At 42.2% G+C, this 24262-nt stretch carries 22 protein-coding genes; 20 read left to right on the top strand and 2 right to left on the bottom strand.

Features of this window, described 5'->3' with window-relative positions; all coding sequences use genetic code 11:
- Positions 1 to 2 precede the first annotated feature (2 nt).
- From nuoN to spoIID, 5 genes are all read left to right on the top strand, one after another.
- Complete coding sequence (nuoN, locus tag ADA55_RS16345; RefSeq protein WP_048685822.1) at positions 3 to 1529, top strand: NADH-quinone oxidoreductase subunit NuoN; 1527 nt, start codon at positions 3 to 5, stop codon at positions 1527 to 1529.
- Between the two features lie 149 nt (positions 1530 to 1678).
- Complete coding sequence (locus ADA55_RS16340; RefSeq protein ID WP_034315776.1) at positions 1679 to 1921, top strand: DUF1146 family protein; 243 nt, start codon at positions 1679 to 1681, stop codon at positions 1919 to 1921.
- A gap of 158 nt (positions 1922 to 2079) precedes the next feature.
- Positions 2080 to 2829 (top strand): YwmB family TATA-box binding protein, encoded by a 750-nt coding sequence (locus ADA55_RS16335; protein WP_048685820.1) that lies wholly within the window; start codon positions 2080 to 2082, stop codon positions 2827 to 2829.
- A gap of 32 nt (positions 2830 to 2861) precedes the next feature.
- Entirely contained in the window at positions 2862 to 4163 is a 1302-nt protein-coding gene (gene murA / locus ADA55_RS16330; protein ID WP_034315774.1) for a UDP-N-acetylglucosamine 1-carboxyvinyltransferase, read from the top strand.
- Between the two features lie 202 nt (positions 4164 to 4365).
- Positions 4366 to 5403, top strand: coding sequence for a stage II sporulation protein D (gene spoIID / locus ADA55_RS16325; RefSeq protein WP_226990485.1), 1038 nt, complete (start codon positions 4366 to 4368; stop codon positions 5401 to 5403).
- 20 nt (positions 5404 to 5423) lie between these two features.
- On the opposite strand, the gene ADA55_RS16320 is transcribed toward spoIID, so the two are convergent.
- Entirely contained in the window at positions 5424 to 5849 is a 426-nt protein-coding gene (locus tag ADA55_RS16320) for a VanZ family protein (protein WP_048685818.1), read from the bottom strand.
- Between the two features lie 153 nt (positions 5850 to 6002).
- Here ADA55_RS16320 and ADA55_RS16315 point away from each other — a divergent pair, with 153 nt between their 5' ends.
- From ADA55_RS16315 to ADA55_RS16275, 8 genes are all read left to right on the top strand, one after another.
- Positions 6003 to 6956, top strand: a complete 954-nt coding sequence (locus tag ADA55_RS16315; RefSeq protein WP_048685816.1) for a M23 family metallopeptidase — start codon at positions 6003 to 6005, stop codon at positions 6954 to 6956.
- Positions 6957 to 7390: 434 nt separating this feature from the next.
- The gene (gene spoIIID / locus ADA55_RS16305) at positions 7391 to 7663 is read left to right on the top strand and encodes a sporulation transcriptional regulator SpoIIID (protein ID WP_034315767.1); all 273 of its coding nucleotides are present in this window, start codon (positions 7391 to 7393) and stop codon (positions 7661 to 7663) included.
- Positions 7664 to 7971: 308 nt separating this feature from the next.
- Complete coding sequence (locus tag ADA55_RS16300) at positions 7972 to 8973, top strand: rod shape-determining protein (RefSeq protein WP_048685812.1); 1002 nt, start codon at positions 7972 to 7974, stop codon at positions 8971 to 8973.
- A gap of 277 nt (positions 8974 to 9250) precedes the next feature.
- Positions 9251 to 10090: a flagellar hook-basal body protein gene (locus ADA55_RS16295; protein WP_048685810.1), complete on the top strand. Its 840-nt coding sequence runs from the start codon at positions 9251 to 9253 to the stop codon at positions 10088 to 10090.
- Positions 10091 to 10138: 48 nt separating this feature from the next.
- Positions 10139 to 10981, top strand: coding sequence for a flagellar hook-basal body protein (locus tag ADA55_RS16290; protein WP_048685808.1), 843 nt, complete (start codon positions 10139 to 10141; stop codon positions 10979 to 10981).
- Positions 10982 to 11149: 168 nt separating this feature from the next.
- Positions 11150 to 11404, top strand: a complete 255-nt coding sequence (locus ADA55_RS16285) for a DNA-directed RNA polymerase subunit beta (RefSeq protein ID WP_053087418.1) — start codon at positions 11150 to 11152, stop codon at positions 11402 to 11404.
- Positions 11405 to 11532: 128 nt separating this feature from the next.
- Complete coding sequence (fabZ, locus tag ADA55_RS16280; protein ID WP_048685806.1) at positions 11533 to 11961, top strand: 3-hydroxyacyl-ACP dehydratase FabZ; 429 nt, start codon at positions 11533 to 11535, stop codon at positions 11959 to 11961.
- A 289-nt stretch (positions 11962 to 12250) separates the two neighbouring features.
- On the top strand, positions 12251 to 12550 hold the full coding sequence (locus ADA55_RS16275) for a hypothetical protein (RefSeq protein WP_048685804.1): 300 nt from the start codon (positions 12251 to 12253) through the stop codon (positions 12548 to 12550).
- Positions 12551 to 12659: 109 nt separating this feature from the next.
- Here the strand turns inward: ADA55_RS16275 and ADA55_RS16270 are convergent, their stop codons facing one another.
- Positions 12660 to 13094, bottom strand: coding sequence for a YwpF family protein (locus ADA55_RS16270; RefSeq protein WP_034315749.1), 435 nt, complete (start codon positions 13092 to 13094; stop codon positions 12660 to 12662).
- Between the two features lie 359 nt (positions 13095 to 13453).
- On the opposite strand from ADA55_RS16270, the gene ssb reads away from it, so the two are divergent.
- From ssb to ADA55_RS31045, 7 genes are all read left to right on the top strand, one after another.
- On the top strand, positions 13454 to 13816 hold the full coding sequence (gene ssb / locus ADA55_RS16265; protein WP_048685802.1) for a single-stranded DNA-binding protein: 363 nt from the start codon (positions 13454 to 13456) through the stop codon (positions 13814 to 13816).
- Between the two features lie 437 nt (positions 13817 to 14253).
- On the top strand, positions 14254 to 15258 hold the full coding sequence (locus tag ADA55_RS16260; protein WP_152908346.1) for an ABC transporter ATP-binding protein: 1005 nt from the start codon (positions 14254 to 14256) through the stop codon (positions 15256 to 15258).
- Positions 15239 to 16207: an ABC transporter ATP-binding protein gene (locus tag ADA55_RS16255; protein WP_048685797.1), complete on the top strand. Its 969-nt coding sequence runs from the start codon at positions 15239 to 15241 to the stop codon at positions 16205 to 16207. The genes ADA55_RS16260 and ADA55_RS16255 overlap by 20 nt, the downstream gene beginning before the upstream one ends.
- 42 nt (positions 16208 to 16249) lie before the next feature.
- Positions 16250 to 17866: an ABC transporter substrate-binding protein gene (locus ADA55_RS16250; protein WP_048685795.1), complete on the top strand. Its 1617-nt coding sequence runs from the start codon at positions 16250 to 16252 to the stop codon at positions 17864 to 17866.
- A gap of 115 nt (positions 17867 to 17981) precedes the next feature.
- On the top strand, positions 17982 to 18986 hold the full coding sequence (locus tag ADA55_RS16245; protein WP_048685875.1) for an ABC transporter permease: 1005 nt from the start codon (positions 17982 to 17984) through the stop codon (positions 18984 to 18986).
- A 12-nt stretch (positions 18987 to 18998) separates the two neighbouring features.
- Positions 18999 to 19901: an ABC transporter permease gene (locus ADA55_RS16240; RefSeq protein ID WP_048685793.1), complete on the top strand. Its 903-nt coding sequence runs from the start codon at positions 18999 to 19001 to the stop codon at positions 19899 to 19901.
- Positions 19902 to 20108: 207 nt separating this feature from the next.
- Positions 20109 to 23846, top strand: a complete 3738-nt coding sequence (locus tag ADA55_RS31045) for a S8 family serine peptidase (RefSeq protein ID WP_250697432.1) — start codon at positions 20109 to 20111, stop codon at positions 23844 to 23846.
- The last annotated feature ends 416 nt before the right edge of the window (positions 23847 to 24262 follow it).

The raw sequence follows: 24262 nt of genomic DNA, 5'->3' as shown, positions 1-24262 counted from the left end.
GGATGGATTGGAACACGATGCTTTCTTATGATTGGGGAGCGATGATGCCTGAATTCATCATTCTTGGAACGACCATGATTCTTTCGATACTGGATTTATTCTGGCCGAAGCACTTTAATCGGAGAATACTGGCATGGCTCGCGCTAACCGGAATCATTTTGGCATGTTTGTCACTGATTAGCCTGCTATCCTTTGAGACAGTCAGTATCTTATCCGATACGTTTCGTTTAGATTCATTTGCAAAAGCTTTTAAGCTGCTACTCTTATTCGGAGCGGCCCTGATCATCCTTCTGGCTGAAGGATATGAACCGAAAGAGGGGCTGCGGGAGCACCGGGGGGAATTTTATTATCTGTTCCTGACCGCTTTGCTTGGAGCGATGGTCATGTCCTCAAGCGGTGATTTGATCACGCTGTTCGTTGGACTGGAACTTCTTTCACTTTCATCTTATATATTAGTCGGAATGCGCAAGCATGATCGGAAGTCCAACGAAGCGTCCATGAAGTATGTGATAAACGGAGGCATTTCCACAGCAATCACTTTATTCGGGATGAGCTATTTATATGGAGTGACCGGTTCCGTCAATCTAGGCGAAATGAGCAGGACGATGGCTGCGATGACGGACGGGCAGCTGCAATACATCATGGGGCTCGCTTTCTTCATGGTATTTGTCGGTGTATCCTTCAAGATAGCTGCCGCACCGTTTCATATGTGGGCGCCGGATGTCTATGAAGGGGCACCGACACCGGTCGCAGCCTTCTTGAGCGTAATTTCGAAAATGGCGGGTTTCGTCATCATCCTGCGCCTTTTTCTTTCGTTGTTCCTAACAGCTTCCGGTGATACGTTCGGGGCGCTCGATTTTTTGGATAAAAATAATATTTATATAGCTTCATTGGCGGGGCTGACGATCATCATTGGAAATGTGGTTGCGTTAAGGCAGCAAAATTTAAAACGAATGTTTGCCTATTCAAGCATCGCCCATGCGGGTTACCTGCTTGTGGCGGTGGCAACATTGGGCGGGGGATATTTCCTCCTGGATACTGTCTGGTTTTACCTAATGGCTTATGTATTAATGAATATCGGTGTATTTGCAGTCATTCAGCTGCTTTCCAGTCAAAGTGGGTCCGAAGATATCAGCATTCTTGCAGGACTGGGGAGGAAATCCCCGTATCTTGCCATGGCTTTCACCGTATTCATCCTGTCGCTTGCTGGAATTCCCGGGACGACAGGTTTCATAGGCAAGCTCAATATTTTTCTTGGGACATTCATAACGGAGCCTGGACATTTCGTCCTTGCGGGAATCATGATTGCAGGTACCATTGTGTCCTATGTGTATTATTTCGGATTATTGGTGCAGGTCTTTTTCCGACCGATTCATTCAGAGAAGGTCATTAAAATCCGTCCGGGTCTTTACGCCGTGTTGATCATATGCGTAATAGGCACCATACTTTTCGGGGTGGCGCCAAATATTGCCTTTGATTTTATTCATGATCAATTTGGTGATTTTACAGACTTTATTTCGAGTAAATGATATAATGCCTGTATCAGAGGCTTGTTCCATTGGATCAAGCCTCTATTTACAGTTTTAAAAAGATATTTTGCAATTCTTCCTTTTTAATTCCAAATATGAAGGGGTTTTGTGTTAGAATAGAATTCGGGTGTCTTTTAGGAGGTATGTACATGTTTTCAGCAATGGGACAGCAGGCTTTAACAGGAATAATTGCACACTTGTTTTTCATCGCAGTTACCTGGTGGGCTTTACAGGCATTACATTTTGATAAAATGTTAAGATCCAATTCGGTCATCAAGGCCAGGGTATTATATATTTTATTAACGGTTGCCATCGGTTCAGTTGTAAGTAATTTCTTCCTCGACTACCTGGGATTTGCAAACCAACTTCCGTATATGTTTAGTAATGACTGATATGCTGTAAGACTTTTCTTATAGCAAAATATGATTCTACTCTTGCATTCGCTATTGCTTCCTTCAAGTTTAAGGGGAAGGTGTCACCAATTGTCGGAAAAATCGAAGTATGATCTCTCTCCTTATGGAAAGAATGTGTAAAAGGGGAGGGATTTAACATGTATTTTTTAAATAAAAAAATGTTAACATACATAGTATTTCTCGGTTTGATGGTGATTTTAATTGGGAATAGTACGATTGTGGCAGAAAGTAAACCAGATATAGTTAAAATGGTGGGACTGTTACAGGAAGATAAAGATTTAGACATAGGGGATTGGTCTGTACTCACTAGAGAAATAAATAAAGAGATTACAACTAAACAAGAGTTTGAAAGCGAAGTTACAGCTTTAAAACGAAAATACCCTCAATTTCAATGGCACCGGAAAGATGATGCTTCCGGCTGGAAGGCTGAGGCGTTAACTTACAATGTCGATTCAGGTCTGACCGAGTCTATCAAAATAATGACAACGGAAGAGAAATTTGATAAAGTTACCTATGTTATTTACGAAGTGAAGGGGAAAAAGTGGAAGAAAGCCAATAATGCCTTTTTTACCGCTACGTTCCAAAACAGGGTGAATGACCTATTTATAGGAACTCCTTCAATTTTTTCTTGTATTAAAGGGTCTATCAATGATAATATGGATTCGGTTTTAAACTCTAAAACTGAAGACCTGTTAGATATGTTCCAAGCAAGGGAAATTGAGAGTGTGCACGAAACAAACTTTACATCTATATCTGCACATTCAACTTTGTTTAAACAACCTTTGACAAAAGAAAAATTAAATTTGCAGTTTGGGCTACGGACAGAAGGATTGGGTGACCGAACGAACTTTGTAGTTGGCACACCAATCATAACGTTTGAATATTAATATAGAGAAAATGGACGCGGAGGGGAATACTTTTGGAAAAAATCATCGTCCGCGGCGGAAAAAGGCTTAGCGGGACAGTTAAAGTAGAAGGTGCTAAAAACGCCGTTTTGCCAGTTATCGCTGCAACATTATTAGCAAGTGATGGGAAAAGTATCATTAAAGATGTTCCTACGCTCTCCGATGTATATACAATCAATGAAGTATTGCGCAACTTAAATGCAGATGTTGCCTTTCATGACAATCAAGTAACTGTAGATGCATCAAGAGAGTTATTAGAAGAAGCACCATTTGAATATGTACGTAAAATGAGAGCTTCCGTTTTAGTGATGGGCTCATTACTGGCAAGGAATGGCCGGGCCCGCGTTGCTCTTCCTGGTGGCTGTGCCATCGGATCACGTCCTATCGACCAGCATTTAAAGGGCTTTGAAGCGATGGGAGCAAAAGTGAAGGTCGGCAATGGTTTCATTGATGCCGAGGTAGAAGGCAGACTTAAGGGTGCAAGAGTGTATCTTGACTTCCCAAGTGTTGGTGCCACCGAAAACATCATGATGGCTGCTACGCTTGCTGAAGGTATTACGATTCTTGAAAATGTGGCCAAAGAGCCTGAAATTGTAGATCTTGCGAATCTCCTTAATAAAATGGGTGCCAAAGTCAGAGGTGCCGGTACTGGTACGATGAGAATCGAAGGTGTCGATAAATTATATGGCACTGAACATACGATTATACCTGACCGTATCGAAGCTGGTACATTCATGACAGCGGCCGCTCTTACTGGCGGCAATGTTCTTGTTCAAGGAGCTGTACCTGAACACCTTACTTCCCTTATTGCTAAAATGGAGGAAATGGGCGTTAAAATTCTTGAAGAAGAAGATGGATTACGCGTTATCGGTCCAAAAACCTTGAAGGCCATTGACATCAAAACAATGCCGCATCCTGGTTTCCCGACTGATATGCAATCGCAAATGATGGCATTATTACTGCGTGCTGAAGGAACAAGTATGATTACGGAGACCGTTTTCGAAAACCGTTTCATGCATGTTGAAGAATTCCGTCGCATGAATGCCAATATAAAAATAGAAGGCCGTTCCGTTATCGTTAATGGTCCAACTAACATTCAAGGTGCTGAAGTAGCTGCAACAGATTTACGTGCCGCGGCAGCGCTCATCCTGACTGGATTGGTTGCAGATGGCATTACACGTGTTACAGAATTGAAGCATCTTGACAGAGGTTACGTGAATTTCCATGGTAAATTGGCATCTCTAGGTGCTGATGTGGAACGTATTAACGAAGATGTGCCTGCTGAAACAAAAAAAATTGCAGATTTAAACGCATAAGTAGCTTATAAAACCATTCACGTTCGAGTCTCCGAACCGTGAATGGTTTTTTTTATCATGTTCCGGATTCTTGGTCGACAGTTAAATAGTTGTCGTTTTTCTATTCATAAATGCTTGTCCTTCGACATACATTTGTTATGTAAAGATACCTGCTGGATACGATTATACGGCAGAGAAAACAAGTGTAGGGAGGCTCAGGAATTTGAAAGCAATCAAACCGATGGTCGTACTATTCATAGCAGTAGCATTCGTAATTATCATGATTCCGGCAGTGCTTGTGCTTCCATTTTCAAATGATAAGACAAGTGGGCAGTTGACCGAGCAATTGGAAAGTAAAGGCAAGAATGAGGGCAAAGAGGTAGCAGCAAATGAAATGAGTTCCGTAGAAGTTGCCGTTTACCGCACATCTGCAAAAAAGATTGAAAAACTGCCGATTGAATCGTACTTGAGTGGTGTGGTTGCAGCTGAAATGCCAGCAGATTTTGAAGAAGAAGCGCTGAAAGCACAAGCGTTGACGGCGAGAACCTATATTGTCAATCAGCTCATAAGCGAAAGTCGATTAGGCTTGCCGGATGGTGCCGATGTAAGCGATACGGTCATGCACCAAGTTTATAAGAATAATGATGAGCTGAAAAAACAGTGGGGCTCTGATTATAAATGGAAAATGCAAAAAATTAACAAGGCCATAAAAGAAACGGCGGGTCAAATCTTAACCTATGAAGGAAAACCGATTACTGCCACTTTTTTTTCGACAAGCAATGGCTATACGGAGAATTCCGAGGACTATTGGCAAGCTGAATTTCCCTATTTAAAAAGTGTATCCAGTCCATGGGATAAAGAAGAATCACCAAAGTTTTATAATAAAGTAGTAGTCGACACTGCAGATTTTGAAAATAAATTGGGTGTAAGTCTTTCTTCGGGAGCATCCATAGGAACTGTCATTGAAAGAACATCAGGTAATCGCGTAGGTGTAGTGGATATCGGAGGAAAGAAAATGACAGGAAAACAGATTCGTGAGAAGCTCGGGCTGACATCTTCCGATTTTGACTGGGAGCGTCAAGGCAACCAGATTGTGATCACGACAAAAGGATCTGGACACGGAGTTGGAATGAGCCAATACGGTGCTAACGGCATGGCCAGGGAAGGGAAAACCTATGAGGACATCGTGAAATATTATTATAAAGGCGTCAAAGTCCAGTCTTCAAGTAAGTGGCTGAATACGATGACGGCAAAAAAATGAGAGATGGGAATTCCCATCTCTCATTTCTTTTCGTTTAATTTTTCTATCAAGGTCAAAAAGCCCCGTTTACGCTTGAAATAATGATATTGGACATGAAAATAAACTGCAGCTACTCCAATGATATCTTTAATGACATCTATTAAGCTAGAGGAGCGGTACGGGACGAAAGATTGATGGTATTCATCAATCACTCCATAAAGGCAAGCTAGAAGGGCAGCCAACAGGCTTAAACCAGGTCTCAGTTTTTGGTGTGCAGCAAGTGCCGAAACAAATAATATATACAAAAGGGCAAATTCGACCAGATGAAGTGCCTCTTTGATAAATCGGTCAAATGAGGATGAGGGAAGATCAAGAATCATATCATCGGGGTTGCTCGACATTATCCAAACGGCAATCATATATAGAAAAGGCAATGACGTTAACACAAGTTTAAAAGCTTTTTTCATGATTTAAACATCCTTCAACAGTAAGATACCAAACATTTTACCATTCTACGAATAAAATCGGTTTCATTTCCACAAAATAAATCCAAAAAAAATTTTTTCCTGAATGTATATAATTTTAACAAAATGTTCAGAATGATTGCTGAGGTGATTAATATGAGAGAGGAAGAAAAGAAACCAACTTCCACAATCCGACGTATACTAAAACAACGTTGGGCATTATCAGCAATCTATATCGCAAGTGCAGCCATAATCTTAGCCGCGGCCTTCTTATTACAAAATAGTTTTGATGATTCAGCTAAAGATGGCAAAGAGGAATCGGCTGAAACAGGAAAAAACTATGGTGAGCCTTCTGTAGAGGTTAATAGCAATCTTGAGACAATCAAGATGCCTGTAGCCGATGCAGACAAATCGGTTATCAAGAAACAGTTTTATGATGTGAATGCGGATGAAAAGGCACAAGAAGAAGCATTGGTTTTCTACAACAATAGATATGAGCAAAACAAAGGTATAGACATTGCAATGGAAGATGGAAAGTCTTTCGATGTAAAAGCTTCCTTAAGTGGAAATGTAACGAAAGTCCAAGACGATGCGTTACTTGGAAATTTAGTTGAAGTAGAGCATGAAGATGGCGTCGTTACTCGTTATCAATCTGTTAAAGACATTAAGGTTGCAGTCGGTGACAAAGTGAAACAAGGACAAGCAATAGCTACAGCCGGAAAAAGCCAAATCAATGAAGAGGCTGGCGTACATGTCCACTTCGAAATCAGAAAAGATAACATTGCGTTAAACCCACTTGATTTTGTTGATAAACAAGCTTCTGCGATCCAATCTGCAACTGATGCCGAAGCTGATAAAGAAGAAACACCTGCAGTCGAAGGATCTGAAGCTGACAAAGAAGAAACGCCTGCAGTCGAAGGGTCTGAAGCTGACAAAGAAACACCTGCAGTCGAAGGATCTGAAGCTGACAAAGAAGAAACGCCTGCAGTTGACGAAACTGACGAGAGCACTGATTTAGAGAGTGGCACTGATGAGGAAGGCTCTGTCCCTGGTGAAGATACAACTGAAGAAAGCGATTCCTTAAAAGATTCGTTAAATCAATCTAATTAAGATTAAGATTTTTAATAAAATCAAAACAAAAACCTAGAGCGTTACGAATGACAACAACTGAAAATTTGGTAAAAGGAGGCCGTTCACTTAGAACGGCTTCTTTTTTTCTTTCGTGGAAATATTGGCCAATATGCTGAAACCTTTGAATTTCTGACAAATTTCTCGGGAAATAATATACGTTTAATGAAAATAAACAGATGAAAATCAGAAATATATCCAAACCTCCTGTCCCATTAGGCATATATTCTTAACCAAGCTAATAAGATGTTATAAACCATGCAAAGAGAGTGTTTGAGGTGAGGAATCGTTTATTACAAATTATCTAATAGGTGAATAATTCTATCTTTCATTGTTTATAGGGCAGCGGTATTCGATTCGAAAAATACGAATCTCATTTCACACTTCTCACATCCAATTTGGGGAGGTCGAGTGGTGTGCACGATTACATCAAAGAAAGAACTATCAAGATAGGAAAGTATATCGTGGAAACTAGAAAAACAGTCCGCGTCATTGCAAAAGAGTTCGGAGTCTCTAAAAGCACAGTGCATAAAGACTTAACTGAGAGGCTGCCAGAAATTAATCCTGATTTGGCTAACGAAGTGAAGGATATATTGGATTATCATAAATCCATTCGTCACCTTAGAGGTGGAGAAGCGACAAAATTAAAATACAAACGTTCTGAAAGAGAAGAAGAAATCGTTAAATGATACTTGAATCATTCCGGCAATTGGGAAGTAATCGGGCTATCGGGGAATGAATAAGGGGACATGAAAGTGAGTGTCAGCTTTTTCTTAACCTTGATTGCGGTTCCATGCCGGAATTTTTTTTATGGGAAAATACGGTAAGGTAGTACATTGGGCATTGATTTTTTTTACATATTGTCAAAATAGGAAATAATAGTCTGTATTAGTGTTTATTTATAATTCATACTTACTTGTGTCAATGCAATATGGTAAAATAAACAATTAGGACAGAAGTAGGTTATATGTGAGGATATTCAAGGAGGATTTAAGAAATGTTTGCTAGAGATATTGGGATAGATCTTGGAACAGCCAATGTTCTTATACATGTCAAAGGTAAAGGAATTGTGTTAAATGAGCCTTCGGTAGTGGCGATTGATAAGAATACGAACCGTGTTCTTGCCGTCGGGGAAGAAGCTCGAAAAATGGTAGGCCGTACTCCAGGAAACATCATCGCAATCCGTCCTTTAAAAGACGGTGTCATTGCAGATTTCGATGTAACAGAATCGATGCTTAAGCATTTTATCAATACATTGAATGTGAAAGGCTTCCTTTCAAAGCCTAGAATTTTAATTTGCTGCCCGACCAACATAACAAGTGTCGAACAAAAGGCGATTAAAGAAGCTGCCGAAAAAAGCGGCGGGAAGAAAGTATACCTTGAAGAAGAGCCGAAAGTGGCTGCTATCGGTGCCGGTATGGATATTTTTCAGCCAAGCGGCAATATGGTCGTGGACATTGGCGGGGGTACAACGGATATTGCCGTTCTTTCAATGGGGGATATCGTTACATCTTCATCCATTAAAATGGCCGGTGACAAATTCGATAATGAAATATTACATTATATCAAGCGGAAGTATAAGCTCCTGATTGGTGAACGTACAGCGGAGAACATTAAAATCCAGGTTGCAACCGTCTTCCCTGGATCTCGTAATGAAGTCATCGATATCCGTGGGCGTGATATGGTATCGGGATTGCCTAGAACCATTTCGGTCAATTCTGAAGAAATTGAGGAGGCTCTTCGCGAGCAGGTTTCCATCATTGTACAAGCTGCAAAAAGCGTACTTGAGCGGACGCCGCCAGAACTTTCTGCTGATATCATCGACCGCGGCGTCATTTTAACCGGCGGGGGAGCCTTGCTTCACGGGATTGATTTACTTCTTGCTGAAGAACTTAAGGTCCCGGTGCTCGTTGCCGAGCAGCCGATGGATTGTGTAGCAATCGGAACCGGTATCATGCTTGATAATATGGATAAATTGCCACGGCACAAATTCAACTAAAAAGCGGGTGGAAATCCGCATCATAAGATAGGGGTCTAAGGTTCAGACAAACGTGAGGCATAGTGAAAGTGCGTGCAGTTCCAGTACTGATGAGCAATAGGCCCTCTTCTTTTAGTCGAGAATTTAACACCATTCCTTTAAATTTGACCTAGCCTACGATATGACAAATTCTTCTGCCTAATGCTTCTCCTTTTCCTTAAGATACTGAAGTTCATGACCGATAAGATAGATATGAGATATTGAACGGATAAGTTATGTAGATTGGGGAGTGAAGAAGATGTTAAGAGGTTTTTATACGGCTGCTTCCGGGATGCTTGCACAGCAAAGGCGCACGGAATTACTCACAAACAATATGTCCAATGCGAATACAACAGGGTATAAAGCTGATCAATTGAGTGTAAGGTCTTTTCCTGAAATGCTCATAAGCAGCATGGGTGGTGAAACGGTTCCCACGGAGAGCAAATTGAGCATGTCTAACTTTTTCCAGGTTGGGGGGCTCAGTACGGGTGTTTACGTACAGGAGGCGAATCCTTTATTTACACAGGGCACATTGGAGGAAACCCAGCTTAATACGGATATTTCCCTTGTTGATGAAAACCTACCGATCAATGAGGAAACGGGTCGGCAAGGCTCGGTGTTTTTTACTGTCCAGGATGGCGATGGTGCTATCCGTTATACGCGTAACGGCAGTTTCACCCTGGATGGGCAAGGTTATCTGACTGCGCCGTCCGGTCATTATGTATTGAACGAAAATAATGAAAAGATCCAGCTTGATAGCGATCGATTCACAGTAGTGGAAAACGGTGTTATTTTAGAAGGAAATGTTCAAACCGCACGTTTGGGGATCGGTTATTCGGATGATCCGTCATTACAGCTCATGAAAGATGGCGAAGGCCTATATAAGGCTGTGAATGATGGGGATTTACCTAGCGCATACGCGGCTGCGGATGTCAGTTTTTCCACTGAGCAGGGCTTTCTTGAAGGCTCCAATGTTGACCAATCGAGAACGATGACAGAAATGATGTCGGCATACCGCTCTTTTGAAGCGAGTCAGAAGGTGCTTCAAGCCTATGATAAAAGTTTGGATAAAGCGGTCAATGAAGTTGGCAGGCTTTAATTGAGCAGTAGGTGAAATTCGGAAATTTGAACTGCAAGGGGAAAAACCATGAACCGGACGATGATGACGGCGACGAATACGCTGAACCAGCTTCAAAGTAAAATCGATCAAATAAGTAATGATATCGCGAATGTGGACACGACAGCCTACAAAAAGACCCAAACGAGCTTCAATGACTTATTGACACAGAGTTTCAATAATCAACCGAGTGAGACAAAGGAAAAAGGAAGGTTGACCGCACCTGGCATCCGGCAGGGAACAGGTGCTATGATAAGCCAATCTCAATTGGTGCTTTCACAGGGTGCCTTAAAGACGACGGACCGCAACCTTGATGCCGCATTCACCCGGGATGACCAATTCTTCACCGTAAGCGTTCAGGACGATAATGGGGTCAATACAAGGCTTACAAGGGATGGTGCCTTTTATTTATCCCCCAATGCTAACGACCAAATGATGCTTGTCACCTCTGCTGGACATAAAGTACTTGATGAAAATGGTGAACCGATCCTCATAGAGGGAAATATTAAAGACATTAAGATTTCGGAAAATGGCTTATTGATAGTGGATACGGAAGAAAATGGCGAAAAGAGTTTTGGGCTCGGAATAGTCTCGGTAAAGAAACTGCAATTTCTTGACCGGCTAGGCGGGAATTTACTTGGCCTGCCCAAAAACTTCACTGCCTTGGGTGTTACGGAAGACGATATCATGACTGCATTAACAGGGGATTCCCGCAACCAGGCAGCAGTCCGTCAAGGTACTCTGGAGTCCTCAAATGTCGATCTTTCCAAAGAAATGACGGATTTAATCAATGTTCAGCGCTCTTACCAATTTCAATCCCGGGCGGTAACGATGGCTGATCAAATGAGCGGATTAGTCAATGGAATCCGTTAAGGTAACTGGTAAATAAAATGTCTCCCTGCGGAATTAGAGCAAATCGGTTATAATGAATTCATAACAAGAGAAATCATTCGTGCCGACCATTTTGCATAGCTGCTGAATTTCTGGCGTATCGGGGAAATCAGTCGGCGAGTTTTCTTAAAAGGAGCTTTCACATTCTATATGGAACAAAATCGTGTAATGAGACAACAAATTGAAGAAGAGATAAAGGAAGTTGAGGCGAAACCGAATCGTAGGATCAAGGTCCGTCTTTTGCCAATTTGGCTTCGTTTACTCATTGTTATCGGATTGATTTTCATTGCTGTATTATCCGGGGCACTATTAGGATATAGTGTGATTGGCGGAGGACATGCAATGGATGTTTTCCAAAAATCCACATGGACCCATATTTTTGATATAGTGAACAAGGGCGCGTAGTTCCATGTTTTTTTGAAGTAGTTGCTGTCGTTAACGGATTTATATTTCATGGCAACTACGCCTCTGTCTAGATGACAGGGGCGAGTTTACGTTATGTTTGAAATATTTAAGTCATAGGAGGAACAAGTATGCTTGATATCACACAAATAAAGGAAATTATTCCGCATCGTTACCCATTCTTATTAGTCGATCGGATCATAGAAATTGATGAAGGGAAAAGAGCGGTTGGATTGAAGAATGTCTCGGCAAATGAAGAATTCTTTAATGGCCATTTCCCCGATTATCCAGTTATGCCTGGAGTTTTAATTGTAGAGGCCTTAGCGCAGGTTGGCGCTGTAGCCGTCTTGAAACAAGAAGAATATAAAGGCCGGCTTGCATTTTTCGCTGGGATTGATAATTGCCGCTTTAAAAAGCAAGTTAAACCAGGTGATCAGCTGCGTCTGGAAGTGGAAATAGTGCGTATGAGAGGGTCAATGGGTAAAGGGAAAGCGGTGGCAACGGTTGATGGGGAAACAGCATGTGAGGTCGATATCATGTTTGCCTTTGGTGACAAATAAGATTCTTTTCCCGTGATGGGAATGGAATGTTTTAACTATATGTTTCAAAAAGTGGTTTAAGGAATCGTGAAGCGGTGTATATAAAAAGCACTGCATTGCTTTTTTAAAGCAAGAGCGGTTTTTAGATCTTTCTATTCTCCCTTTGAATGCCGGACATTATTATGTCCGGTATTTTTTAATGTTTAATTCCAAAAAGCAGATTTTCTTTTTAAATTTAAAATAGGACGCAAGTTATTTTCACATTCGGGCAAAATACCTAATGATAAAGAAAGAAGGGAGGTTGCCAAAAATGATGAAGAAAATTTTTGCACTACTTGGGGGATCTTTATTATCTATTATGTTCCTTGCTGGATGTGGAACGGATAATGATGACAACAACAATCCCGCACCAGAAGAAGATAACAACATCATAGAAGATGATAACAATGGCGTGAATGATAACAACGGTACAGATGATAACAATGGTACGGATGATAACGGCATGAACGGTAATGATGATGGATTGCTTGAAAACGACGATAATAACGTCGATAATGATGCCGATGACTTGATTGAAGACCCTGATAAAAATGACGACAAAAATAAGTAATTAGAACAGAATGAGAAAGACTGCTTAGGCAAAAGAGGATTAATATCCTTATCCGTCTAAGTCAGTCTTTTTTATGTCGATTAGGGGATGGAAATTAAGGGAAGGTTTTTTATTTATTAGTTGCTAATTTAGGCTTTGAGCGGATTTTTTGCTTGAACTCTTTTATAAGTTCATCGCCGACGAGACCCTTTTGGACCAAATCTTCTAGAAGGAGTTCTGCATATTTGCTCCGTGTTTTTTGGATATGACCAACGAATAAAAGGCTATAGTGATTGCCCACTTTTCTTATTGTACGTAAGACAGTTTGAAACAAAGCCGGTTCATTGTCCTTTTTGGTAATGACTGCCTGGATATACACCTCTCCATCTATATCGGGAAGTGAGGGTTCAAGCTCTTTGAAATGTTTTTCTTCGACAAAGGCTTCCAGTAACCATGATCTAGCGTCGTTTTCTTTATTTATAATCAATCCATCTGTTAATGCAATATCAATCAAGTTTAAATTTTCAGTAACAATTTGCAACGAGATCAATTTGAATGATTTCATCTAATTCCTCCGTTTCTTGCAAGAAAGAGCGGCGATTACCTCTCTTAAACGTAAATTTTGAAAGGGTACATATCGATTAATCCTTTTAAAGGTAATTATATCATACTAAAAAAAAGTCCCTTAATGAAATGAAAACCCAACATTTGTCTAAATTATGAAGGATGGAATAAAAATTTGCAAAATATTTAATTTTGTTAACTATTCGTTTTTTACCTGATTTTAATCACTAAAAAATGTTTTTGCACCAATCCAAACGTTTTTTTATAAAGAAAAATGGTGTAATAAGAACATTTCCTCCATTTTTTAATCGATGGAAGAAAGCGTATGATTAAAGCAATTAAAGAGGAAGGAGTGAAAAAATGATTAATCAAGTTACCCTCGTCGGCAGGCTTACGAAGGATCCAGAATTAAGATACACACCCGATGGCAAGGCTGTTTCGAATATCACATTAGCAGTCAACCGGAACTTCCGTAATACTGTCGGTAACTATGAGGCAGACTTTGTACAGTGTATCATATGGAAAAAGTCGGCTGAAAATACTGCTCAATATTGTAAAAAAGGAGCCATAATCGGTATAACTGGCAGAATACAAACAAGAAGATACGAAAATCAGGAGGGTAAATATGTATATGTAACTGAAGTGGTCGCCGAGAGGGTTCAATTCATCGGAACTAAACAACATGATGGTAAGCCCAAAGATTTTGAACATATTGGTTTATAGTGTTACGTGAAGGTTGGGCATGCAAGCTTGCTTAACAATGTTTTTAAGAAAAGGTAGAGTTAAATTTGAAACACAAAAAAGTATTTATATGACCATAATGAATAACCAGTGCATAGAATTACAGGAATATTTTATGAAACTCGGCAGTAGTAGATAGAATTACTTTTCATCCATTCATTCCCCAAAGCTAATATAGCTTCTTCTCCGCTGGAAACCCCGATTTACCCTCAAAAAAATCGAGTTATATGATTTCCTCCTTGTAAAGACTGCAAATAAGCAGTCTTTTTTTTGTGCCAAAATGTGTGTAAATAGAAAAAAATAAAAAATAATTCTGTTAAATTAGAATTTTTAGAAAATATATTGTAATATTTTAATTTTGATGCAATAATAAACCCAATAATATAATGGAAAATAAGTTATATATAGGAAGTGATTTGATGGACGAACCAATTATTAAGGTTAATGGGCTTCGAACCAGTTTTCGTACGGACGATGGGGTAATCCCTGTCGTGAATTCAATCGATTTTCATGTCAATCCTGGTGAGGTTTTAGGGATTGTAGGAGAATCGGGATGCGGAAAAAGCGTAACTTCTCTGTCCATCATGGGTTTGGTTTCTTCACCGGCTGGTAAGGTGGAGGGGGAAATCCTTTTTAAAGGAGAAAACATCGCAAATGCCTCTGAAGCGAAAATGAGAAAAATTCGCGGGAATGATATAGCGATGATATTTCAGGAACCGATGACAAGCTTGAATCCCGTATTCACTATTGGCGAGCAGTTGGTCGAGACGCTTCGGATACATAAAAAATGGAATAAAAAGCAGGCACGAAATAGAGCTGTGGAAATGTTGAAGCTGGTTGGGCTTGGCCGTGCCGAGGAATTGCTCAAAGAGTATCCGCATCAGCTTTCTGGCGGAATGAGACAAAGGGTCATGATAGCGATGGCCATGATTTGTGAGCCTAAACTCCTTATAGCCGATGAACCGACAACGGCATTGGATGTGACGATCCAGGCACAAATCCTGGAGTTAATGAAGAATTTAAATAAAGAAACAGACACGGCAATCATGATGATTACCCATGATCTTGGGGTAGTGGCGCAAATGTGTGAACGTGTCATTGTCATGTATGCCGGCAAGGTGATTGAGGAAGGAAATGTGCAAACGATTTTCCAAAACCCTAAGCATCCTTATACGGTTGGTTTACTTCAGTCGATTCCCGATATGCGAATAAAGAAAGAGCGCCTTTACTCGATACCGGGTAATGTGCCAAAGCCTGGGACAAGCAACCTCGGGTGCCAGTTTGCACCCCGCTGCTCCCATGCCATGGAGCAATGTATGAATGAGACCCCGTCTCTATTGGAATTCGATGAGGGCCAGCATGTTCGCTGCTGGCTGTATGAAGATGGGAAAGGAGCTTCCTTGCATGAATCAAACATTGGTTAAGGTAGAAAACCTAAAGAAGCATTTTCCGATAAAAGGAGGGGTTCTGGGAAAGACCATTGGCGAGGTTAAGGCAGTCGATGGTTTGTCTTTTTCCATTTATAAAGGGGAAACCTTGGGACTTGTCGGTGAAAGCGGTTGCGGAAAGTCTACGACGGGAAGGTTATTGCTTCGATTGCTTGAGCCGAGCGAGGGCAATGTTTATTTCGAAGGAAAGGACCTGACAGCTTTATCTTCCAGTGAAATGAGAAAGATGCGCCGTGAAATGCAGATGGTCTTCCAGGACCCATTCGCCTCCCTCAATCCCAGGCATACTATTGAAAAAATTTTGGAAGAACCGCTCATCGTCCACGGGGTTAAAGATAAAAAAGCCCGAAAGGCCCGTGTACAGGAACTTCTTAAGGTCGTTGGCCTAAGCAGTTACCATGCTAAAAGGTATCCGCATCAATTCAGCGGGGGCCAGCGGCAGCGTATTGGCATCGCGAGGGCACTTGCAGTCAACCCCAAACTGATCATTGCCGATGAGCCGGTATCTGCACTGGATGTGTCGATTCAAGCCCAGGTCTTGAATCTGTTGCAGGATTTGCAGGAAGATTTTGATTTGACCTACTTGTTCATTGCTCATGATCTTGGAGTGGTAAGGCATATCTCCGACCGTGTCGGTGTCATGTATCTTGGACATATTGTTGAATTGACGGAAAGTGAAGGGCTTTATGAAAATCCGCTTCACCCATATACGCAGGCTTTATTATCGGCCGTGCCCATTCCGGATGTGGAATATAAGGGGGATAGGGTAATCCTGCAGGGAGATGTTCCAAGCCCATCAAACCCGCCCAGCGGCTGTCCATTCCATACGAGATGTCCGAAGGCGATGGCAGGATGCAATACGGACAAGCCAATCCTGACTGAACATAAACCTGGTCACTACGTTGCTTGTCATTTATACAATTGACACGACGTATACATAAATTCGCAAATAATAAGGGGGAAGAATATGAAGAAAACATTGGCATTGTTGCTGACTGGTATCCTGGCTCTTTCGCTAGCGCTTGCGGGATGCTCCTCGTCTACATCAAAAGAGAAAGATGATGGTAAAGGGGGATCTAGTGAAGCGAAGGGCGGCGTATTGATATACGGTAAAGGCGGAGATGCTGTCGGTCTTGACCCAGCAATCGTAACCGATGGGGAATCATTCATCGTCACTCAGCAGATTTTTGAAACGCTTGTGAAATATGGGGAAGATGATACGGAAATCAAATCGGGTCTTGCAAAGTCATGGGAAGTGTCAGATGACGCGAAAACATACACATTCAAATTGGAAACCGGAATCAAGTTCCATGATGGTACGGATTTCAATGCAGATGCGGTCGTAAAAAACTTTCAACGATGGGCACAAAGTAAGGATGAAGGGAAATTTGCGTACTATGCCTCCATGTTCGGAGGATTTGAAGGTGATGAGGGTCATGTTATCAAAGAAGTAAAAGCGATCGATGCCAGCACGGTGGAATTCACTTTGAACCGTCCGCAGGCGCCGTTCCTGAAAAACCTTGCCATGCCTACATTTGCCATAGCCAGTCCTGATGGAATTGAAAAAGAGGGTGACGACTTCACTAAAAACCCATCTGGTACAGGTCCTTTCAAGTTCAAATCATGGAAACCTGGCGATACGATTGAAGTGGTGAAAAACGATGATTATTGGCAAGATGGACTGCCTAAACTTGATGGAGTCACGTTTAAGGTCATTAAAGATAACTCTGCACGTTTAAATGCTGCAATCAAGGGTGAAATAGACCTGATGGACGGGTTGAACCCAAGTGATATCAGTAAGGTTACAGGAGATGAAAAACTGCAAATATTCGAACGTGCATCCATGAACGTCGGGTACTTTGCTTTCAATGTTGAGAAAGCACCATTCGACAAGAAAGAAGTGCGACAAGCCATCTCGCATTTGATCAACAAAAAGGAAATCATTGATAATTTTTATGAAGGCACAGCAGAGCCTGCCAAGAATCCTATACCTCCATCCGTTTCTGGCTACAATGACAAAATTGAAGACTATGATTACGATGTAGAAAAAGCGAAAGAACTGCTGAAAAAAGCTGGACTTGAAGACGGATTTAAAATGGATCTATGGGCAATGCCGGTACCGCGTCCATATATGCCGGATGGTCAAAAAGTGGCTGAAGCCATTCAAGCAAGCCTAAAACAAGTCGGCATCGAAGCGAATATCGTTTCGTACGAATGGGCTGCATATTTAGAGAAAGTGCAGGCTGGTGAAGCCCAATCCTTCATGATGGGCTGGACAGGCGATAATGGAGATGCGGATAACTTCCTTTATACATTATTGGATAAAGATAATATCGGCTCCAACAACTATGCCCGTTACGCAAACGATGAAGTCCATGAATTGCTGATCGAAGCCCAGTCCACGGCAGATGAAGCCAAGCGTAATGAGTTGTATGGAAAAGCCCAGGAAATCATCCATGATGAAGCTCCATGGGTTCCGCTTGTACACTCTTTACCGCAGTTAGCCGGATCTAAGACGGTCAAAGGGTTTGTTCCACATCCAACTGGTTCACAATCCCTTGTTAATGTTTCTCTAGAAAATTAACCGTACGAACCGGGTAGTATGGAGTCTTGCATGCTTCCCGGTTTTGTTATGGAATGCATTTCAAAATGATCGAGGGCGCTTCGAAGGCCCCTTATTTAAAAGGCGGGTGATTGTTTTGTTTTCCTATACCGTACGACGTTTAGGATCTCTCATTCCGGTGTTACTCGGAATGGCGTTTATTGTGTTCATGATGATACGGGCGATTCCTGGAAATCCAGCACAGGTGATTTTAGGGCAGCAAGCAACGGAAGAGGCAGTCGCTGCGATGACAAAGGAACTTGGCCTGGATAAACCTTGGTTCATTCAATTTTGGGATTACTTATCAGGCCTGTTAAAGGGGGACCTGGGAGTTTCGTTAAAAACGAATAGTCCGGTTTCTGAAGAAATTGGACCATACTTAATGGCCACGATAGAATTGGCCTTGATCGCGATGATCATCGCCGTGGTCATAGGCGTGAATGCAGGGATAGTATCAGCTTGGTTTCAAAACTCATGGTTTGATTATGTCGCCATGGTGATTGCGTTGATTGGTTTGTCCATGCCTATTTTCTGGCTGGGATTAATGGAGCAATACATCATTTCAATTCAGTGGGATTTACTTCCGACGACAGGGCGGGACAATATCAGGGATCCCGTTGAGGCCATAACCGGCCTTTATTTGATAGATACACTCATGGCTGGCAGGGTTGATCAGTTTTTCGAGGTGATCAAGCATCTCATTTTGCCAGGGTTAGCGCTTGCTACCATTCCGATGGCGATTATTGCAAGGATGACACGTTCGTCCATGCTGGAAGTCATGAGATCGGATTTCATTCGTACGGCTCGTGCTAAAGGAATGAAAATGTTTTGGGTTGTTTACAAGCATTCCTTTAAGAATGCCTTGATTCCAGTGGTGACGGTTATCGGTCTGCAGACAGGATTACTTTTAGGCGGCGCCATATTAACGGAAAACATTTTTGGATGGCCAGGTATCGGTACATATATTTATGATGCAATCCTATCTCGGGATTATCCGGTGATACAGTCCGGAATTCTCGTCATCGCCTTTTTGTTTGTCATGATTAATCTAGTTGTGGACTTGTTGTACGCAGCGATCGATCCTAGGATTAAGTATAAATAGGGAGGGAAACTCATGCCTGAAATAGCAACGAATACTCCGCCAATCCTTCCTCCAAAAGAGGCAGAGGAAAAAGTCATCTCTCCCTGGAAGGAAGGCTGGAAAAGCTTTAGGAAAAACAAGGTAGCGATCGTGGGTCTGGGGATTGTTTCATTTTTCATCTTAATCGCCATCTTCGCGCCCGTTATAGCACCTTATTCATTTGATGGGCAAAAGCTAAGTGATAAACATTTGGCCCCGTCTGCGGAGCATTGGTTCGGAACGGATGAATTTGGCCGGGATATTTTGAGCAGGGTCATTTATGGCTCGCGCATTTCAATAGGGGTCGGCTTCTTATCTGTTGCCGGATCTGTTGTGGTTGGGTCTTTTTTGGGGATCATTGCCGGTTATTACGGCAGGTGGATAGATACGATCATATCGAGGATCTTTGATATTATTCTGGCCTTTCCTAGTATCTTGCTTGCCATTGCTGTCGTTGCCGTTTTGGGGCCCTCCCTTCGCAACGCACTTATTGCCATCGCCATCGTCAATGTCCCGATATTCGGCCGGCTTTTACGGTCACGGGTCTTAACGGTGAAAGAAGAGGAATATGTAACGGCTGCAAAGGCAATTGGAATGGGGGATGGCCGCATTCTCCTTCACCACGTCCTTCCGAATAGCCTTGCACCGATTATCGTTCAAGGTACCTTGGCGATTGCAACTGCCATCATTGAGTGTGCAGCGCTCGGCTTTCTCGGTCTCGGTGCACAGCCGCCAGCACCAGAGTGGGGAAAAATGCTCGCCGATTCCAGGGCGTTCATCATTCAAGCACCATGGACGGTTCTCTTCCCTGGGCTTGCGATCATGCTTACGGTACTCGGCTTTAACCTAATGGGGGATGGACTGCGCGATGCCTTGGATCCAAGAATGAAAAACTAGAAGTAAAAGGGTGATGTTAGTTTAACATCACCATCTTTTTGCCGTTTATCTTGTAAATCTAGCAAAATATGAAAAATAATAAAAAAATCCTAGTTCTAAATAGGAAAATAGTGACTATTACCCCTTAAAATCACCCCAAAAGTTGTGATACTTTTATACTCAGTAAGAATATTCCAAAAATTGCTTATTTTAGAGGAGGAAAGTTCATTGATCAAACGTAGCTTGTCCATTCTAGCAATCTTTCTATTAGTATTTACTGCAAGCGTTTCCGCAGCCAAGCTCCCAGATCCCCCGACAGGCTCGGGCGGTGCAGGTAAGAAGAATCAGGAGAGTATTATAAAGCTGAAGAAAAATGACTTGGGGAAGAAATACAAAAGCAATGAGAAGGTCAGGGTCATCGTAGAGATGAAGGAAGCCCCGGCAATAGAAACCGCTTCGAAAGAAGGGAAGCTTTTTAAACAATTATCGAAAAATAAGAAACAACAATTAAAGTCTGAAAAGCTAGCTACTCAGAAGAAATTGAAAAAAAAGGTGAAAGAGAAAAAAATAGCTTTCAAGGAACTTGAAAGTTTTACGACAGTCGTCAATGGATTCAGCGGTGAACTTCAGTATGGTGAGATCAAAAAGGTGGAAGCCATGCCTGAAGTTGCTGAAGTACATATAGCGAATGAATATGAACGTCCTGCAGAAAAACCCGAAATGCTATATAGCAAAGAGCTTGTCCAAGCCCAGGAAGCATGGCGGGAATATGGATATAAAGGGGAAGGGATGGTCGTCGGGATTATTGATACTGGAATCGACCCATCTCACCGTGATATGGTCCTGAACGACGAGAATAAGGCTGAACTGACTGAAAGTGAAATCAGCGCGATGAAGGAATCCAGCCATCTATTAGGCAATTACTATACGGCCAAGGTTCCTTATGGATACAATTACATGGATGAAAATGAAGAAATCCTTGACCTTGGTGAAGAGGCCTCCATGCATGGAATGCATGTGGCAGGTACGGCCGGAGCCAATGGAGATGAAGAGAATGGCGGCATTAAAGGCGTTGCTCCTGAAGCCCAGCTGCTTGCATTAAAGGTCTTCGGAAATGATCCCGACATGCAGACAACATGGGGCGATATATATATTAAGGCGATTGACGATGCCATCATTCTTGGGGCGGATGTGCTGAATATGAGCCTTGGCTCCACTGCAGGCTTTGTATCGGCAGAAGATCCGGAGCAGCAGGCTGTATCCAGAGCTGTTGATAATGGGATCCTCATGTCGATTTCAGCAGGAAACTCGGCACACTTTGGAAATGGATTTGCCAACCCATCAGCCTCGAACCCGGATATTGGCGTTTCAGGTTCACCTGGACTTGCTTACGATTCTGTACAAGTGGCATCGGTAGAGAATAACTATATGGATTTGGATGCAGCGACTTATGAAATAAACGGTCAAGCAGGAAAAGCTCCGTTCATGTCGGCTTCAAGCGTACATCCCAATGCCTTGAAGGATAAAACACATGAATTGGTGGCTGCTGGTCTTGGGACGCCAGAGGAGCTTTCCAAAGTGGATGTTAAAGGCAAGTTCGCCCTCATCGAGCGCGGCACGCTTTCTTTTATAGAAAAGGCGCAAAATGCCCAGGCAGCAGGAGCGACAGGAGTCATAATTTACAATAATGCTGACGGATATATTTCCATGGCTACAGATCCAAGCATAACCATTCCCCAGCTGTTCATGTTGAAATCGGATGGTGCAAAGCTGAAAGCGGCCTTAGCGGATGGGGAAAAGGTGACGATTACCTTTAATGGTGATAAAACAAAAGCTGTAAATCCAGAAGCGGGGAAAATGAGCTCATTCAGTTCATGGGGAGTCGCGCCGAACTTGGATTTCAAACCGGAAATCACCGCTCCGGGCGGACAAATTTATTCAACGCTGAACAATGATGAATATGGAATGATGAGCGGTACTTCAATGGCGGCGCCGCATGTTTCCGGCGGCTCGGCACTGGTTCTTGAAAGAGTGGATAAAGACTTTAAATTAGAAGGATCGGCCCGGGCTAATTTAGCGAAGAACCTAATGATGAATACATCAAAACCATTAACGGATCAGGGGGTCGTCAATAAAGCCCTTGACTGGAAAAACCCTTATTCGCCTCGCAGGCAGGGAGCCGGGGTCATGCAGCTGCAATCCGCATTGTCCACACCTGCTGTCGTGACCGAGGCATTCACGAAAGAATCGAAGGTTGCCATGAAGGAGGTCGGCAATAAGTTCGCCTTTACTTTAAAGGTTGAAAACTTCAGCAACAAAGCAGTCAAGTATGATGTAAAAGGAAATATCCAAACAGACTATGCAATCCAGGGACAGCTGGGCTATACCGCTAACGAGCTGGAAGCACAGGAAATTAAGAACGCTTCGATTAAAATCAATAATAAAAATACAAATAAGATTACCGTTCCTGCAAAAAAATCGATTACATTCGAAGTGAAAGTGGACATATCCGATGCAAAGGTACTTGGAGATGACCTTCAGACTCTTGTAGATATTGACAAGGTGTTTCCAAACGGCTATTTTGTTGAAGGGTTCATTTCATTGAAGGATCCAGCCGATACGAATCCGGAACTGAATGTACCGTATGTAGGATTTAAAGGGGAGTGGGACAAAGCCCCAATCCTGGATGGCACTAAATATGACAAAGAATCTTTCTATGGCATGGCAGGAGGAGTATCTACAGCAGGTGAAGATTTCACGTATCTTGGCTATGACCCTGCGGGGAAAACATTCAATGGCAAAAATATCGCGATTTCCCCAAATGGCGATGGTGCACAGGATGACTTCGTGCCTGTCCTATCATTCTTAAGGAATGCGAAAAAGGTAGAGTACAATATATTGAATGGTGATAACAATTCAGTCCGGAAACTTCGCACAGAGAATAATGTACGCAAGGACTATTATGATGGCGGACTAGGGACCGCATACACGCTGGATCCGGCCCGTAAATGGGACGGTAAAATCAATAATGCACTCGCTAAGGATGGGGTCTATTATTTTGAAATCAAAGCGATGATAGATTACGAGGGTGCAAAATGGCAGACGGTTAAAATGCCAATCAAAATCGATACGGTAAAGCCGACGGTCAAGATTTCGAAAAAAGGTAATGTATTAACCATCCAAGGTAAGGATAATTTGAATGGTTCAGGGCTTGCTTATTACGATGTACAAGTCGATGGAGCATCCATCATGGAAGAGCCGCTCCCGGCGAATGCTAAACAATTCACCCTGCCTGATGTAAAAGGGGAAAAGGTTCAGGTTGTGGCAATCGACTATGCAGGTAATGAGAAAACGGCTGAAACCGAATTGGCCGGTGATTCGGCTCCAATCGATAATCATGCACCAGCTGTAAAGATCAAGAGTCCTGAAGCCTTGAGCGTGAACAATAAAAATAAAATCAAAATAACAGGAGAAATTGAAGAAGCGTCGGAAATAAAGGAATTTAAAATCGACAATAAAACGGTACCTGCAACGTATAACAAAACGAATAAAAAATATGAATTCTCATATGAAAAGAAATTCGAAGATGGTGTCCAAAGCTTCACGGTTAAAGCAACCGATAAATGGGATAACACGGTTTCCTTTAAAAGGACGATAATGGTCGATGCAACAAAGCCAGGTTTAAAAGTTAAAGGCGTACCGGAAACTGTGGGGTCCAAAGGCAAGAATCCAAAAGTGGACGTGACGGTAGAAGATAATTTCGATGAAATCCGCCTTTACCTGAACGGAAGTGAAATATTCTATCATGAATTCAAGGAACCATACAAAATGCGTTCCTATAAGAAAAAGATAGAGGATTTGGAACTGCCGCTTAAGACTGGCAACAACAAGATTGAATTTAAGGTGACCGATCTTGCAGGAAATGAATCGAAGAAATCCTTTAACATCAATAAAGCAAAAAAATAAACGTAAGGCAGCCCTCTTATCCAAGAGGGTTGTTTTTTGTGGACATAATTGATTTTACCTGCATCTTTTGAGGGTTAGTACAATGCTAACGTTGATTGGAATGTATAGGATAGGGCACTCGCCTTCCGCGTGAGGTCCGGGAAGCCTTCTCGGCGCTCCTTTGCGCCTGTGGGGTCTCCCTTTCACACTCTATTCCCGTAGGAGTAAACTTTAAGAAAACTCGCTTTTCCTTATACAAGATGGGGTTAGGAATGGACCCTCCGAGATTATTAAAAGAAATCTTGGTTATCCTTCATGAATTTTTACCTTTTTATAAGGAATGAAACCTCATTAAATTGAAGAAATTTGCGACACTCCTGCCGAATGACTGGCTAGCCGAGACCCCACAGACGCTTGCGTCGAGGAGGCTTGGCAGA

This window comes from Bacillus sp. 220_BSPC (assembly GCF_001054655.1).
Classification (GTDB): domain Bacteria; phylum Bacillota; class Bacilli; order Bacillales; family DSM-1321; genus Peribacillus; species Peribacillus frigoritolerans.
Note: the sequence above shows the minus strand (reverse complement) of the source record. Positions and strands in the feature narration are given on the sequence as shown.